This window comes from Rhizobium sp. AN73 (genome assembly GCF_030757975.1).
Taxonomy (GTDB): domain Bacteria; phylum Pseudomonadota; class Alphaproteobacteria; order Rhizobiales; family Rhizobiaceae; genus Agrobacterium; species Agrobacterium arsenijevicii.
Genome location: NZ_JARWME010000001.1, coordinates 1,842,407 through 1,856,877 on the forward strand (window position 1 = coordinate 1,842,407; position 14,471 = coordinate 1,856,877).

The window sequence follows — 14,471 nt, forward strand, 5'->3', positions numbered from 1 at the left end:
CGAGTAGGGCCGTAACGAAAGCCGGTTTGTGCAGTATCCGTTCAAAAAGTGTGATTTATTGGACAACGAAAGAAAAAGACGATCTTCCGTTTACGCGTACGGCGCTCTATTGTGACGCCATGATGACAAATAGATTTGCTAAATATGTTGCCTGGTCGGTTCTTCTACTGATCGTGATTGTTACGGTTTGCCCGATAGGCTTGCGTCCGCACACGCTGACAACGGTGGGGATTGACCGCGCCGCCGCCTTCGCCTTTTGTTCGGCGGCCTTCGTGCTGGCTTATCCCCGCTACTGGCTTGCCGTCATCGCGGCGGGCATCGTGGCGGCTTTCGGTATCGAGGCGCTACAATTTCTGTCGCCCACGCGGCATCCGCATATGATGGACGCCATCGTGAAAGCTGCCGGTGCCGTGGCCGGAGGGCTTGCCGCCTTTTCATATCTGCTGTTGCGGACGCGGCTGGCCGCAAGCTGAGAGACTGCTGGCGGCCAATCCTGTCGGCTCAATTTGTCCGCTTTGCCAATCCGAAACGGCCATGCGACAGCGTGCGCTCGATGCCGCGCAGCTCCGCCAGCCCTTTCAACCGGCCGATGGCGGGATAACCCGGCTGCGCGCCGCGCGTCAGGTCGTCGAGGATTTCCTGCCCGTGATCGGGTCGCATCGGAATGGTGTGGTCTTCACGGCCCTCCGCGCGGCGGCGGGATTCTTCCGACAGAAGTGCCGCGATAACGGCGACCATGTCGGTTCCGCCTTCCAGATGTTCGTCCTCGAAGAATGAGCAGGGTACGGTATCGGTGTCGCGCGTGACGTTGCGCAGATGCACGAAATGGATGCGATCCGCAAAACGGCTGGCGATGAAGGGCAGGTCGTTATCCGCCCGCGCGCCGAGCGAACCGGTGCAGAGCGTCACGCCATTGGCGCGGTTGTCGACTTGCGAGAGCATATGGGCGTAGTCGGCTTCGGTTGATAGAATACGCGGCAGGCCAAGCAGGGGCCATGGCGGATCGTCGCCATGGGCGCAGATATTGATGCCCACCTCTTCAGCGACCGGCGTTACTTCAGACAGGAAATCGATCAGGTTTTGCTGAAGCTTCTCGCGGTTGATACCGTGGTAGGAGCGCAGCTTTTCGAGAAGCTGGGAGAGCGTGTAGCCATCCGCCGAACCGGGCAGGCCTGCGCCGATATTGCGGCCGAGTGCTGCGATCTTCGTGTCTGGCATGCCGGAGAAACGTTTGGCTGCTTCCTCCACCAGCCAGTCCGGATAATCGGCCGTTGCTTCAGGGCGTTTCAGAATGTGAATGTCGAAGGCGGCGAAATCGGTGAGATCGAAACGCATGGCTTTGGCGCCGTGTTTCGTTTCCCAACGCAGGTCGGTGCGGGTCCAGTCCAGCACCGGCATGAAATTGTAGCAGACGGTGCGGATGCCCGTGGCGGACAGGCGGCGCAGCGTCTCCTGCCAGTTGGCGATATGGTTTTTCCAGTCGCCCGTCTGGGTCTTGATCTCCTCGGAGACCGGTACGCTTTCAACCACGTCCCAATAAAGCCCGCCTGCCTTGATCGCCTCGTGCCGTTTCGCGATCTCGTCCATCGGCCAGACATCGCCGGTTGTTATGTGGTGCAGCGCGCTGACGATGCCTTCCGCGCCCGCCTGAGCCGCATCCTGAACCGTGACCTTGTCCACCGGGCCGAACCAGCGCCATGTATGTCTCATCTTTAATCCTCAAATATCATTCTGCGGAAAAGGTCAGTTGCACCTTGCAGGCGGTGGAGCGGTCTCCGGCCTGTTCGAATGCGGCTTTCGCCTCTTCAAGCGGGAAGCTGTGGGAAATGATTGGCCGCACATCGATCCCGCGCGAGGAGATCAGCCGGGCGGCGATGGCAAATTCGTCGTGGAAACGCTGCGAGCCGCGCCAGACGATCTCCTTGCCCACCAGTGCATTGAGCGGAATGGTGATATCACCGGTGACACCCACCTGCACGATGGTGCCGCGCGGTCTGACGCAGGCGAAGGCGGTGCGCAGGGCGGGGCCTGCGGCAGAGCAATCGAAGATGACGTCGAAATAACCCTTATTGTCCTGATAGGGGATAAGCGCCTCGGTGTCTTTGGCGACATTGATGGTCCGATCCGCACCCATGGCGGGCGCGCGCTCCAGTGCCGCATCGGTCAGGTCCGTTGCGACGATGATGCCGGCACCGGCATGACGGGCGGCAGCGATCGTCAAAAGACCGATAGGTCCGGCACCCGTCACCAGCACCTTGGCGCCCGTGAGGTCGCCGGCTTGCGCGACAGCATGCAGGCAGACCGCCAGCGGTTCGGTGCAGGCCGCTTCCGCGGGCGATGTGGTGTCTGAAAATGCCGCGCATTGTTTTGCGGGAACGACGAGCCGGTCGCGGAACATGCCCTGTTCGTGCGGCAGGCGCATGGCGCTGCCCATGAAGCGCATTTCGAGGCAATGGATCGGCTGGCCCTTCAGGCAGAAGTGACAATGGCCGCAGGGCTGCGAGGGATTGACGGCAACGAGCTGGCCGATGGCGAGCCCGCTGACACCTTCTCCCAGCGCCCGCACACGGCCGGATGCCTCATGGCCGCAGATGATCGGCTCGCGCACCCGCACGGGGCCGAAACCACCATCCTGATAATAATGAAGATCTGAGCCGCAAATGCCGCCCGCCGCCATGGTGAGCGCCACTTCACCGGGGCCGGGTTCCTGTATGTCCTGCGTTTCGACGCGGATATCTTCACGGCCGTATAGACGTGCCACGCGTGTCTGCATGACGGTGCCCTCATATGTATGGATGAAAGAAGCCCGCGCGATGAACCGCGCGGGCAGGGGATATATCCGTCAGCGGATCAGGCCCATTTCCGTCGGCAACCACAGTGTGATTGACGGAATGAAGGTGATCAGCAGCAGCGCCACGAACAGCGGCACCAGCCATGGCAGGATGGCGACGGTCGTTCGTTCGACGGAGAGTTTCGCCACACGCGAGAGCACGAACAGCACCATACCAAGCGGTGGGTGAAGCAGGCCGATCATCAGATTGAGCGTGACGATGAGGCCGAAATGCACCGGGTCGATGTTGAACTGCAGCACCAGCGGCAATAGGATCGGCACGAGAATGGTGATTGCCGCGATGGTGTCCAGGAAGCAGCCGACGAACAGCATCAGCAGATTGACCAGCACGAGGAAAATCCACTTGCTGTCGGTGATCGTCAGGATCGCGGCCGACAGAAGCTGTGCGGCCTGGCTGACCGTCAGAAGCCATGCGAAGATCGATGCCGCGGCCACGATGAACAGCACCGATGCCGTGGTCTCTATCGTGTCGAACGTCGATTTCGCCAGCGTCTTGAAGGTCATCGTCCGGTAACGGACAAGCCCGAGGAACAAGGACCACAATACGGCCGCAACGGCCGCCTCCGTTGGTGTGAACCAGCCCATCGTCATGCCGCCGATCAGGATCACCGGCGTCATAAGGGCCATCACGGCGGAGAAGTCGAAATACCAATCGCAGGCCAGCAATATCACCAGCACGATCAGGATCGACAGGTTGAGCGACAGGCCAAACAGCGTCAGGAGATAGATGCCGAGCGGCACCATCATGACGACGAGCACTTCAAGCGACGCACCGAAGATGGTCCTGAGGTTGAAGGGCGTATCGGAGCCCCAGCCTTTGACATAGGCAAAGACCGCTACCGTGATCATCATCAGTAGTGTCATGACGACGCCCGGAACGATGCCGGCCATGAACAGCGCGCCGATCGAGACGTTTGCCATCATGCCGTAGATGACGAAGGGCAGCGACGGCGGAAAGATCGGCCCGAGCGTTGCGGAGGCGGCGGTGACGCCGACGGCCGCCTCGACCGGATAACCGTGATCCTTCATGGCCTTGATTTCGATGGTGCCGATGCCGGCGGCATCGGCAAGTGCCGTACCGGACATGCCGGAAAAGATCACCGAACCGATAATGTTGACCTGTGCGAGACCACCCTTCATCCAGCCGACCAGCGCCACGGCGAAGGAATAGATGCGTCCCGTCACACCTGCCGTGTTCATGAGGTTGCCGGCTAGGATGAAGAAGGGAACGGCCAGCAGCGGGAAGCTTTCCACGCCCGCGATCAGGCGCTGTGCGGCGATGATGTCAGGTGCGACATTGTATGAGACGATGTAGAGCAGCGATGCCGTGGCCATCGAAATGGCGACCGGCAGGCCGATCAGCATCAACAGAAGAAATGAGCCGATAAGAATAAGCATGCGATCAATCCCCCGCGCTCTGGAATTCTTCCGGCCGTTCCAGAACGGAATAGCCACGCCGCATATTGGCGATGAAGACCTGCACCGACCGGAAGAACATCAGAACGAAAGCGGCCAGAACCGTGTAGAAAACGATGTTGCGCGGCAGGGCGACGGTGACCATTTCCTCGTCCGCGACGATTTCCAGATACCGCCACATCAGCCATGAGGTGTAGGCGAAGAACAGGGTGCGAAGCACGTCGACAAGGATCGACATGACGCGCGCCACCTGCGGCGGAACGTAGTGATAAAGCACATCCACCTGAATGTGGCGCGACATGCGCACGCACATGACCGAGCCCAGAAACACCACGCCGATCAGGCAGTTGACGGCGATTTCTTCCGTCCAGGCATAGCTGTTGTTGAGTACGTAGCGGGTGAAGAACTGAAGGAACACGCAACCTGTCATCAGCCAGAAAAGGCCGAGCGTGACCCAGTCCTCGAAGGCGTAGACCTTGAGATCGACTTCCGGCGGCGCCTCGTCGAACGTATGGGCGAGTTCTTCAGGCGTGACCTGAGTATGAGTTTCCTGCAACATTGAGATATCCCGTCTGGAGAGAAAGGGCGGTGCGGCAAAAAGGGCCGCACCGGATCTTGGCTCACTTGACGGCGCGAATGGCTTCCCAGTCGGCCTTGTCGTAACCGAAGTCCTCGAACTTCACCTTTTCCACGACGTTCTTCTCGAAGTCGGCCTTGTCCACCTCGGCGACGGTCAGGCCACGCTTCTTGAAGTCTTCAACGAGGCTTTTCTCGCGTCCCTCGATGGTCTTGGTGGTCCGCTCGGCAGCTTCCTGCATGACGTCGGAGAAGATTTTCTTGTCGTCATTGGAAAGCTTGGACCACAGGTTCTTCGAGACGACCGTGTTGAGGTGATCGACGATGTGGCCGGTCAGCACGATGTTCTTCTGCACTTCGAAGAACTTTTTCGCCTCGATGGTCGTCAGCGGGTTTTCCTGCGCATCGACGGTGCCGTTCTGGAGCGCCAGATAGACTTCCGCAAAGGCAATCGGCGTCGTGTTGGCGCCGCAGGCGCGTGGCATGGCGAGATAGGCCGGAACGTCGGGAACGCGCATCTTCAGCCCTGCCATGTCGGCGCAGGCGGTAATCGGCTTGTTCGATGTGGTGTGGCGCGTGCCGTAATAGCTGACGGCGGCGATGTGGTTGCCGGTTTTGTCTTCGTAGCCTTTGGCCAACCGCTTGAAGATATCGCTCTTGGTATAGGCGATCAGATGGCTCGGATCGCGGAAGATATAGGGGAAATAGGTAACGCCGATCGGCTTGAAATCACGCGCGGCGAAGCTCGAACCGGAGATGATGATATCCACCGTGCCGATCTTCAGGCCCTGGTTGATATCGGCTTCCTTGCCCAGCTGCGAGGCGGGGAAAACATCCACCTTGTAGCGACCGTCGGTGCGCTTGGCGATTTCTTCCGCAGCCCAGACCGAGTCTGTATGGAAAGGTTCTGAGGTTTCGTAGACATGCGCCCATTTCAGCGTGGTTTGTGCCTGTGCTGCCAAAGCCGAAAGCAAAATGGCGGCGGTTGCTCCCATCAAAGTCGACAATCTGATTTTCATTCTTAACTCCTCCCGAATTAAAGCCAGATTTCTGTTTTTCCCGTCGCCGGTTGCGGCGTCGGTCACTCTTCTCCGATCGTTTCCTCCCCGAAACTTTCGGAAAATCTCTTTTGCGATAGCGTCAGATGTTGCCGCATCGCCTCGCGTGCGCCTGCCGGATCATTGGCGGCAATTGCATCGCGGATCAGCCGGTGTTCCTGAACGGCGAGGATCCATGTGTGTGGCCCTTCGAAATAGCTGGCGAGCTTTTCGAAATAGGGCGAAACGCTGCGCTCGTCGTAGATCAGGCCGGTAAAGCGGTTCAGCGCCGAATTGCCGATGATATCGGCGATGGCGGTGTGGAAGGCGCGATCGAAATTGAGGGCCTGCGGCGAGTTGTCGAGCGCGCCGGCCATACGGTCGATAAGATCGTCCAGCCTGGCGATGCATTCGGGCGTGGCAAGCCTAGCTGCCTCTTCGGCAATCGCACTTTCGATGATGCAGCGCGCCTGCAGGATCTCGAACGGCCCATGGGCATCCGGCACCGGCGACTTTTCTTTGCCCGGTTTGCGTGACGCGTTCACATAAACGCCCGAACCCATGCGGATATGGATATGGCCTTCCACTTCCAGAACGATCAGCGCTTCCCGCACCGTCGGGCGGGATACGCCGAAGCGTTCCGCAAGGTCGCGTTCCGCCGGCAGGCGCTGACCGTCGGTCAACTCCCCCGTCTCGATGAGCAAGCGAATTTGTTCCGCGACCAGCCTATAAAGACGGCGCGGTTCCAGAGCCACAAACATGATGTCCTCCCAGCGCGAAAGTCTCCCCCGTCGCGCAAGCGGTAAGATGGTCTTACCAATTTTATTAGGAAACATTTACGCGGTGCTGTCAATTAGCCCTTGGTGGAAAAGTACAGGGCGAAATTTGAGGTTGGTGCAGCAGGCTTGGCATTTGCCGCACTCCGGGGCTTTTACCATTTCCGTCGTTCCGGTCTTGCGCTGAAAACCAGTCAGCCCAAGTCATTGGGCCGAGGGTGATGGCAATTTCCGAAAACGTCTCCTCCGTCATGCCCGGGGCTGTCCCGGGCATCTACAGCCGATCGGCTTTGCGATACGTGGTTGGATCCTCGGGATAAGCCCGAGGATGACGGCGCATGTGTGGGTTGGCTTTTCAGCCCTTGTTACCCGCTAGCTTCAAGCCGCCGTGGTCGCCGATGGTGACACTCAGCTCACCATAACCGCCGATGGAAAGATGCGGCGTTTCAATGGGATGTGAATGGGTGGCGTTGATGACCACGACTGTCGCGCCCATGCTTTCCCCCGCCTGAATGCCGGCAGGCGCATCTTCGAAGACGACGCAGTCTTCCGGCGCGACACCGAGCTTCTCAGCAGCCTTTTTGTAGCCCTCCGGGTCGGGCTTGCCATTCACCACATCCTCGGCGCAGATCATCACCGCGGGCGGTGTGAGGCCCGCCGCAGCCAACCGGAGTTCGGCAAGGGCGCGGGCGGCAGACGTGACGATGGCCCATTTTCCGGCCGGCAATTGTGCAAGAAATGCTGCGGCTTGCGGGATCTGCAGAATGCCGTCGACATCCTCCATTTCCTTTTGCAGCAGCATGTCGGCCTGTTCCTCGACGTTGAGGCCGGGAACCGCCTCGCGGCGCACCACTTCCGATGCGCGCATGCCGTGGATGCGTTGCAGGAAGGCCTCCGGCTCGATGCCGTTATCCACGGCCCATTCGCGCCAGACCCGCTCGACCACCGCGATCGAATTCAACAGCGTTCCATCCATGTCGAACAGGAAGGCGCCATATTCGCGCGAAAAAATCTGGGCGGTCGGCGGGACTTTGCTGTGCATCGCATTCTTCCGTTGGGTGTTGAGCTAGCCCCGTGTCTACAGCATCGGCGCACATAACGGAATCGTTTTTCCGCTTCGAACGCGCATGACCACCTGTGCGTCAGCAACGGATGTTGTCCCGGATCGGGCAGTTTTCTTTGGTTGCGACTCGGCAGGGTGAGGCAGGGGAGGCGGTGTCCGCATCCGGCCAGACGGGGCGTCAGGTTGCAGCAAGCATGAGATGCTATTGTGAGTTTCCGAAAGCAATGAAGACGCGCAAAATCAAAAGCTAATTGGCTCTTTTGAATGTTTTGCATGAAATTTTTCGTAGCGGAATTCTCTTAACGAAACCGTCGTTTTAAGGGCGTCGTTAACCATTTGTTAACCATATTCGAGGTACCTAATTGTCAACGATTTGTTTACCAAGATGACCAAAGTGCTAACAGACCAGCGTTCGATCCGTATCAAAGGCCGCTCCTTCCTCGCGGTCGTTCTGTCCCCTGAAGCTCCGCTCGATCAATGGCTGGAACGGCTGGATGATCTCGCTGCGCGTTCGGCCGGGTTCTTTCTGTCGCGTCCGGTAGTTCTGGATGCGTCCGAACTGTCGCTCGACAAGGCGGGGCTGAAGGCTCTGCTGGCGGCGCTGACGGAACGTAATGTCGGTATCATGGGCATCGAGGGTGTTCGCCCCTCGATGATCGAGCCGGGCATGCCGCCGTCGCTTAAGGGCGGAAAACCCGCTTCCGATGTCGAGGTGGAGCCGGTTGCTGTCGCTTCCGCCGAGTTGCCGGAAGAGAAGCCACGTGCTGCGGGCGAGGTTCGGGCTGTCGTGCAGTCGCTGGTTATCAACGAGCCGGTGCGTTCCGGCCAGTCGATCATGTTTCCCGAAGGCGACGTGACCGTCATCGGCTCGGTCGCCTCGGGTGCGGAAATCATCGCTGGTGGCTCGATACATATTTATGGCGCATTGCGCGGTCGTGCCATGGCCGGTTCGCTCGGCAATGTTTCGGCGCGCATCTTCTGCCGCAAGCTGGAGGCGGAGCTGCTTGCTATCGACGGCGTCTACAAGGTCGCCGAGGACATTGACGACAAGCTGCGCGGCCAGCCCGTTCAGCTGTGGCTGGAAAACGATACGATAAGGGCCGAAAAACTTGGCTGACGACACAGAGAAAACAACACAGGAACAGGAGAGCCGTATGGGGAAGGTAGTCGTTGTTACTTCCGGCAAGGGCGGGGTTGGTAAGACCACCTCGACCGCAGCGCTTGGCGCCGCACTGGCGCAGAACAAGCAGAAGGTCGTGGTCGTCGATTTCGATGTCGGCCTGCGCAACCTCGATCTCGTCATGGGTGCTGAACGCCGGGTTGTTTACGATCTCGTCAACGTAATTCAGGGCGACGCCAAGCTGACGCAGGCGCTGATCCGCGACAAACGCCTCGAGACGCTGTTCCTGCTGCCCGCATCGCAGACGCGCGACAAGGACAATCTGACGCCGGAAGGCGTCGAGTGGGTCATTGCCGAATTGAAGAAACATTTCGACTGGGTGATCTGCGATAGCCCGGCCGGTATCGAACGCGGCGCGACGTTGGCCATGCGCCATGCGGATGTGGCCGTCGTCGTCACCAATCCGGAAGTCTCCTCGGTGCGCGATTCGGATCGCATCATCGGCCTGCTCGATTCCAAGACGCTGAAGGCCGAACGCGGCGAGCGCATGGAGAAGCACCTGCTTCTGACGCGTTACGATTCCGCTCGCGCCGAACGTGGCGACATGCTGAAGGTCGACGACGTTCTGGAAATCCTCTCCATTCCGTTGCTCGGCATCATTCCCGAAAGCTCGGATGTGCTGCGCGCCTCCAACGTCGGCGCACCGGTTACGCTTGCGGATGCCCGTTGCGCACCGGCCATGGCCTATTTCGACGCTGCCCGCCGCCTGTCCGGCGAAGACATTCCGGTGGTCATTCCGGGCGAGAAGCGGGGTATCTTCTCCAAGATCTTTGCAAGGAGGGCTGCATGAGCATTTTCGGCCTGTTCCGTAAACAGAAGTCGGCACCGCTTGCGCGTGAGCGTTTGCAAGTGCTGCTCGCCCACGAAAGGGCGTCGTCGGGAACCGATCTCGTCGCCGTCCTGCGGGAAGAAATTCTCGCCGTCATCGCCAGACACGTGCAGATCGACAACGACCGGGTGCATGTGAAGATGGACCGCGACGAGCATGTCTCCATATTGGAGATCGATGTCGAGATACCCTTGAGCGCCGACCTGCGCGCCGCGTGATGTTTTCTGCGAAACCCGCCGCCCCTTGCCGGGCGGCGTTTTTCTTTACTCGGCCGTCGTATCGACGGGCTTTCGAAACGCGTCGGCAAGATCGTCGGGAAGCGGGCGCTTGAGGTTTATCCCGTTCGGCGGGATCGGCGCGTTGAACCACTTGTCGTAGATCGTTTCGATTTCACCGCTCGCATAGATTTGCCCCAGCGCTTCGTTGACGGCGTTCTTGAAAGCGGTATCGCCCCGCCGGAGCATCAGGCCATAGGGTTGCGGCGGAGCGAGATATTCGTTCGAGATGGTATAGTCTTCGGGCTTGCCGGTTTCGGCGACGAAGGACCTCAGAAGAATATCGTCCATGACGAAGGCCGAGGCGCGATTTTCCGTCACCATGTCGAAACTGCCCTCGGTGCTGTCATTTTGCAGAACGGCGATGTTCAGCCCCAATTTGCGGTTGAGCACATTCAACTGGCTGATATTGATCGTTCCTGTCGTTACCACCACGGTGCGCCCGGCAAGATCGCCGACACTGTGCATGCTGCTCGATTTCAGTGCGACATAACGGGTGCCGGTGATGAAGTGGCTGTAGGAAAACCATACGGCCTTGCGTCTTTCCTCCGTATTCGTGCTTGCCACGCACTCCATGTCGATTGTGCCGTCATTGAGAAGCGTGATGCGGTTGCTGGGAGTGCGTTTGACGAAATCCACCTTCAATTCCGGCAGGCCCAGCTTTTTCTTGATGGAATCCGCAACCTTCAGGCACAGCTCGATGCTGTAGCCGATCGGCTCCGGGCCTATTCCCATATAGGAAAAGGGAAGATTACGGTCGGCAAAACCCAGCCGGATGGTGCCGGTTCTGGCAATGGTTTCAAGTGTAGGCGGTTGGGTATCGTCGGCGGCCGCAATGGTGGGTAGAAGACTTAAGACCCCAAGCATAAGCCACAATGTCGATCTCTGCATCGCGCATCTCCAGCCAAAATTATCTGTCAAAACGTTTTCATAAAAATTGAGGTGGGGTTGGGCTTCACGCCCTCAGTCCCGGTATTCGTTCGGATGGTCGTAGGCTTGTTTCAGGGAGGCTGTCATCGGCAGGTTCAGGTTCATGCCATTAGGCGGAATGGGTTTGGTGAACCATTTTTCGTAAAGGCCGTGAATGGCGGGACCGGTGAAAATCTGCCGCAGACTTTCGTTGACCGCTGCCTTGAAGGCCGGGTCGTTGCGCCGGAAAACCAGACCGTAGGGTTCGGGCGCGCTCAACGTTTCGTCGGAAAGCGCATAAAGGCCGGGATTGTCTGATGTCGCCGCCAGTGCCGCCAGCAATATGCCATCCATGACGAAGGCGGACGCCTTGCCGGCAACGACGAGTTCGAAGGCTTCTTCGTTGGTTTTCGTCGGCATGACCGAGATGTTGAGGTTCTTTTCGCGGTTCACCGCGTTCAGCTGCTCGATGTTGACCGTGCCGGAGGCGGATGTGACGGAGCGCCCGGCGAGATCCGCAAGGCTCTTCAGATTGTCCTGCTTGCGGGAGAGGAACTGCGTCGCGGTCATGAAATTCGGATAGGAGAAATCCACCATTTTCCGACGTTCGCTATTGTTGGTCGTCGCCGCGCATTCGATATCGATCTTGCCGCTGCGCACGAGAATGAAGCGTGTCGCGGGCGTGGCTTTCACATATTCGATGTCGAGCCTGTCGAGCTTCAACTGCGTGCGGATATCCTCGCTGATCGCACGACAGAGATCGGTCGAGAAGCCGGTGACTTCTCCGTCCGGCAGTAGGTACGAAAATGGCGGTTCGGCCTCACGATAACCGATGCGGATTTTCGCGGTCTTGGCAATCTGCCGAAGCGTGTCGCCTTCGCCGGCGGCGTGCACCGGAGTGATGGGGGCAAAGCATGTGAGGAAAAGGCAAAATACTGAAATGCGCATTTTATGTCCTTTTGGCTGACGGCCGGGTTCTCAAATCGCTTTTTGTGGCGGGCAATAGGTGTCCTGCATCGGCCGTCCCACATCGCGAGGCGACTGATCGTCTCCGTCGCAATATTCGTCGTTTCCGGTTTGAGCGATGACGGCACGGTTCTTGAGTATCCGGGCAAGCGGCGCGGGCTCGGCAAAATAATAGCCCTGCGCCTCGTCGCATCCGGAAAGCTTGAGCGCCTCGACCTGTTCCTTGTCTTCCACACCCTCGGCGGTGACTTTCAGGCCGATCTGTTCGGCCATGTCGATGATGGTGTTGACGATGGCCGAGCACATGGGGTTTTCCGGCAGGCCGGACACGAATTCGCGGTCGATCTTGATCTTGTCGAAGGCAACATGCGTCAGCGTACTCAACCCGGCATAACCGGTGCCGAAATCGTCGAGCACGAGGCGAACGCCCATTTCCTTCAGCAGCTTTAAGGCCCTGGCGCTGCTGTCGCGTTCCAGCATCGCCGTTTCCGTCACTTCCAGTTCCAGACGCTCGGCCGGAAAGCCGGATGTCTCAAGCGCTCTGTCGACGATCGGTACGATGTCGTCATTGCAAAGCTGCACGGCGGAAAGATTGACGGCAAGCCGGATATCCCGAGGCCAGGTCATGGCGTCCATGCAGGCCTGCGCCAGAACCCATTCGCCCAACGGCTTGATGAAATTGTTTTCTTCGGCAAGCGTGATGAACCGGTCCGGCGTGATGATGCCAAGCTTGCTGTGCCGCCAGCGGGCAAGGGCCTCGTAAGCGACGATACGGCCGCTCTCCAGGTTGACCACGGGCTGGTAATACAGTTCGAACTCGTGGTTTTCGAGGGCGGATTTCATGTCTATTTCGAGCGCATGCTTGTGCTGCGCCGCCATGTCCATGCCGGGCTCGTAAAAAACGAAAAAGCCGCATCCCATGGATTTCGCCCGGTAGAGGCCGAGGTCCGCATGTTGCAGAAGCTGGGTGGCGGAGGTGCCGTGATCGGGCGCGCAGGCGATGCCGATGCTGGTGTCGACGCTGATATGGCTGCCTTCAAGGCTGAAGCTGCGCGAGACCGCATGCACCACCCGCTTTGCCAGTGCGCCCGCATCCTCCCGACAGTTACCGGTCACCGATTGTATGATCGCGAATTCGTCGCCGCCGAGCCGGCTTACCATATCGTTTTCACCGAGCACGGAGGAAATCCGCGAGGCTACGGCCACCAGCAGGGCGTCGCCCGCCGCGTGCCCCAGCGTATCATTGACGGCCTTGAAGCGGTCGAGATCGAGCAACATGACGTTGAACGGCTGGCTAGAGGTAGAAAGATGTTCGAGACGGTTCTCCAGCGTCTTCATCAGCAACACGCGGTTGGGCAACCCTGTCAGCGCATCATGATGGGCCATATGTTCCAGCTGCTGCGCCATGTCGCGTATCTGCCGGAGGCGTCCGCGTTCCAGAACCGCCTCCCGCAGCGTCTCGATGGCGGTGGCCATGTCGCCTATCTCGTCCCGTCGCTCCTGAAACGGCGTGACGACATCGGTTTCCTCACGGGCGATCCTGAGTGTTGCCTGCACCAGAGCCGGAACCGGTTTCAGAAAGTGTCTGGCGATCAGCGTCACGAGAACGCCGGTCACGGTCAGAACCACGATCAGGGCGACAAGCGAATTGTAGATCAGTTTGCGTTGCGCGCCATAAAGCTCGTCCGAACCGCCGATGCTGACGGCGACTGCGCCGATCGGCTTTTTCGTTTCCGTACTGATGATCGGCAGCAGGCCGATATAGTGGCTGGAATCGCCAATTGTAGCAAAACCGGTGGCGAAGCGCGCGGCAACGGCATCTCGGGAGAAAATGGGATCGGTGGCAAGTGGTTTTTCGTCATCGTCGGTGGCGTTGTCGAAGGCCGCTGCGATCTGTCGAAAGCCCGAATCGGCCTCGTCGTAACGGAAAAGCCAGACGGCATTCTTGGTCTGCGCGCCGATGAGCGCAAGAACGTCGCTGGGGTTGAAGCCGGTGACGAGAATGGATGCGTCGTCACCGATCGGCTTGTCGGTCAATATGCCGTTGACCTGTCCGTCGGTGTCGGCGGTGACGCTGACATAGGTGTAGATGCTGCGCAGGGTGGCGCTGGCGATCTGCGAATTGACGCGGGCCTGATTGAGCCATTGCTCGCTGGCGGCGGCAACGAACATGTACCAGCCTACGAGTGCGCCGATGCTGTAGGAAAAGATGACGCCGCCCAGAAATATCAGGGTTATCTTGCTGGCGAGCGAACGCCGCCGCGAAAAGCGGCTGGTTGTCGGCTCCGTCGCCGAGTGAGGCGTATGGCCGGGTTCAGTCTGTCTATCTATCCCCCGATAGGCAGTCTCTTCCATTCGCGATATTCCCCCGCGATGTCGCGTTATGATTGTTTTATGGAATTTTTATAGGGCATGTATTTCAATGGTGTCTGCTAAATAATTCAACAAAGTTTAGATGCGATTAAGAATTAATCCGTCTTTTTATAGTCGCCGCTTATATACAGTGTAACGCACGTATACCTGAGGTTGAAAAATCAAAACGCTTGCGGCGGGACACCGATGCAGTATGGCGTCTTTTGCGCTTTCCTCAAGC

Annotated in this window: 14 protein-coding genes; 4 read left to right on the top strand and 10 right to left on the bottom strand. The window is 58.9% G+C overall.

Annotated elements, in window-relative coordinates:
- Window positions 1–119 precede the first annotated feature (119 nt).
- Window positions 120–473: an antibiotic resistance protein VanZ gene (locus RBH10_RS08220; RefSeq protein WP_281037841.1), complete on the top strand. Its 354-nt coding sequence runs from the start codon at window positions 120–122 to the stop codon at window positions 471–473.
- 28 nt (window positions 474–501) lie between these two features.
- Here RBH10_RS08220 and uxuA read toward each other — a convergent pair whose 3' ends face one another.
- The 7 genes from uxuA to RBH10_RS08255 form a co-directional block, all read right to left on the bottom strand.
- Complete coding sequence (gene uxuA / locus RBH10_RS08225; protein WP_281037472.1) at window positions 502–1,710, bottom strand: mannonate dehydratase; 1,209 nt, start codon at window positions 1,708–1,710, stop codon at window positions 502–504.
- Between the two features lie 16 nt (window positions 1,711–1,726).
- Window positions 1,727–2,773 carry an L-idonate 5-dehydrogenase gene (locus tag RBH10_RS08230; RefSeq protein ID WP_281037471.1) on the bottom strand — a complete coding sequence of 349 codons (1,047 nt, stop codon included), beginning with the start codon at window positions 2,771–2,773 and terminating at the stop codon, window positions 1,727–1,729.
- Between the two features lie 69 nt (window positions 2,774–2,842).
- On the bottom strand, window positions 2,843–4,249 hold the full coding sequence (locus RBH10_RS08235; RefSeq protein ID WP_281037470.1) for a TRAP transporter large permease: 1,407 nt from the start codon (window positions 4,247–4,249) through the stop codon (window positions 2,843–2,845).
- A 4-nt stretch (window positions 4,250–4,253) separates the two neighbouring features.
- Complete coding sequence (locus RBH10_RS08240) at window positions 4,254–4,826, bottom strand: TRAP transporter small permease (protein ID WP_045020696.1); 573 nt, start codon at window positions 4,824–4,826, stop codon at window positions 4,254–4,256.
- 61 nt (window positions 4,827–4,887) lie between these two features.
- Window positions 4,888–5,862, bottom strand: coding sequence for a sialic acid TRAP transporter substrate-binding protein SiaP (locus RBH10_RS08245; RefSeq protein WP_281037469.1), 975 nt, complete (start codon window positions 5,860–5,862; stop codon window positions 4,888–4,890).
- 62 nt (window positions 5,863–5,924) lie between these two features.
- On the bottom strand, window positions 5,925–6,641 hold the full coding sequence (locus tag RBH10_RS08250; protein ID WP_281037468.1) for a FadR/GntR family transcriptional regulator: 717 nt from the start codon (window positions 6,639–6,641) through the stop codon (window positions 5,925–5,927).
- A gap of 370 nt (window positions 6,642–7,011) precedes the next feature.
- Window positions 7,012–7,698 (bottom strand): HAD family hydrolase, encoded by a 687-nt coding sequence (locus tag RBH10_RS08255; protein ID WP_281037467.1) that lies wholly within the window; start codon window positions 7,696–7,698, stop codon window positions 7,012–7,014.
- 406 nt (window positions 7,699–8,104) lie between these two features.
- On the opposite strand from RBH10_RS08255, the gene minC reads away from it, so the two are divergent.
- The 3 genes from minC to minE are packed head-to-tail and all read left to right on the top strand — an operon-like array spanning window position 8,105 to window position 9,946.
- Entirely contained in the window at window positions 8,105–8,836 is a 732-nt protein-coding gene (gene minC, locus RBH10_RS08260; protein WP_281037466.1) for a septum site-determining protein MinC, read from the top strand.
- A 37-nt stretch (window positions 8,837–8,873) separates the two neighbouring features.
- Entirely contained in the window at window positions 8,874–9,689 is an 816-nt protein-coding gene (gene minD, locus RBH10_RS08265; protein ID WP_045020689.1) for a septum site-determining protein MinD, read from the top strand.
- Window positions 9,686–9,946 (top strand): cell division topological specificity factor MinE, encoded by a 261-nt coding sequence (minE, locus tag RBH10_RS08270; RefSeq protein ID WP_035199409.1) that lies wholly within the window; start codon window positions 9,686–9,688, stop codon window positions 9,944–9,946. Before minD ends, minE begins: the two co-directional genes overlap by 4 nt.
- Window positions 9,947–9,991: 45 nt before the next feature.
- Here the strand turns inward: minE and RBH10_RS08275 are convergent, their stop codons facing one another.
- From RBH10_RS08275 to RBH10_RS08285, 3 genes are all read right to left on the bottom strand, one after another.
- The gene (locus tag RBH10_RS08275) at window positions 9,992–10,894 is read right to left on the bottom strand and encodes an amino acid ABC transporter substrate-binding protein (protein ID WP_281037465.1); all 903 of its coding nucleotides are present in this window, start codon (window positions 10,892–10,894) and stop codon (window positions 9,992–9,994) included.
- A gap of 72 nt (window positions 10,895–10,966) precedes the next feature.
- Window positions 10,967–11,860, bottom strand: coding sequence for an amino acid ABC transporter substrate-binding protein (locus RBH10_RS08280; RefSeq protein WP_281037464.1), 894 nt, complete (start codon window positions 11,858–11,860; stop codon window positions 10,967–10,969).
- 30 nt (window positions 11,861–11,890) lie between these two features.
- Window positions 11,891–14,233 (bottom strand): EAL domain-containing protein, encoded by a 2,343-nt coding sequence (locus tag RBH10_RS08285; RefSeq protein ID WP_281037463.1) that lies wholly within the window; start codon window positions 14,231–14,233, stop codon window positions 11,891–11,893.
- Window positions 14,234–14,471 lie beyond the last annotated feature (238 nt).

Bases quoted from the DNA above. Each gene is read 5' to 3' on its own strand.
- RBH10_RS08220 (WP_281037841.1), top strand. From the start codon at position 120: ATGATGACAAATAGATTTGCTAAATATGTTGCCTGGTCGGTTCTTCTA.
- uxuA (WP_281037472.1), bottom strand. From the start codon at position 1,710: ATGAGACATACATGGCGCTGGTTCGGCCCGGTGGACAAGGTCACGGTT.
- RBH10_RS08230 (WP_281037471.1), bottom strand. From the start codon at position 2,773: ATGCAGACACGCGTGGCACGTCTATACGGCCGTGAAGATATCCGCGTC.
- RBH10_RS08235 (WP_281037470.1), bottom strand. From the start codon at position 4,249: ATGCTTATTCTTATCGGCTCATTTCTTCTGTTGATGCTGATCGGCCTG.
- RBH10_RS08240 (WP_045020696.1), bottom strand. From the start codon at position 4,826: ATGTTGCAGGAAACTCATACTCAGGTCACGCCTGAAGAACTCGCCCAT.
- RBH10_RS08245 (WP_281037469.1), bottom strand. From the start codon at position 5,862: ATGAAAATCAGATTGTCGACTTTGATGGGAGCAACCGCCGCCATTTTG.
- RBH10_RS08250 (WP_281037468.1), bottom strand. From the start codon at position 6,641: ATGTTTGTGGCTCTGGAACCGCGCCGTCTTTATAGGCTGGTCGCGGAA.
- RBH10_RS08255 (WP_281037467.1), bottom strand. From the start codon at position 7,698: ATGCACAGCAAAGTCCCGCCGACCGCCCAGATTTTTTCGCGCGAATAT.
- minC (WP_281037466.1), top strand. From the start codon at position 8,105: ATGACCAAAGTGCTAACAGACCAGCGTTCGATCCGTATCAAAGGCCGC.
- minD (WP_045020689.1), top strand. From the start codon at position 8,874: ATGGGGAAGGTAGTCGTTGTTACTTCCGGCAAGGGCGGGGTTGGTAAG.
- minE (WP_035199409.1), top strand. From the start codon at position 9,686: ATGAGCATTTTCGGCCTGTTCCGTAAACAGAAGTCGGCACCGCTTGCG.
- RBH10_RS08275 (WP_281037465.1), bottom strand. From the start codon at position 10,894: ATGCAGAGATCGACATTGTGGCTTATGCTTGGGGTCTTAAGTCTTCTA.
- RBH10_RS08280 (WP_281037464.1), bottom strand. From the start codon at position 11,860: ATGCGCATTTCAGTATTTTGCCTTTTCCTCACATGCTTTGCCCCCATC.
- RBH10_RS08285 (WP_281037463.1), bottom strand. From the start codon at position 14,233: ATGGAAGAGACTGCCTATCGGGGGATAGATAGACAGACTGAACCCGGC.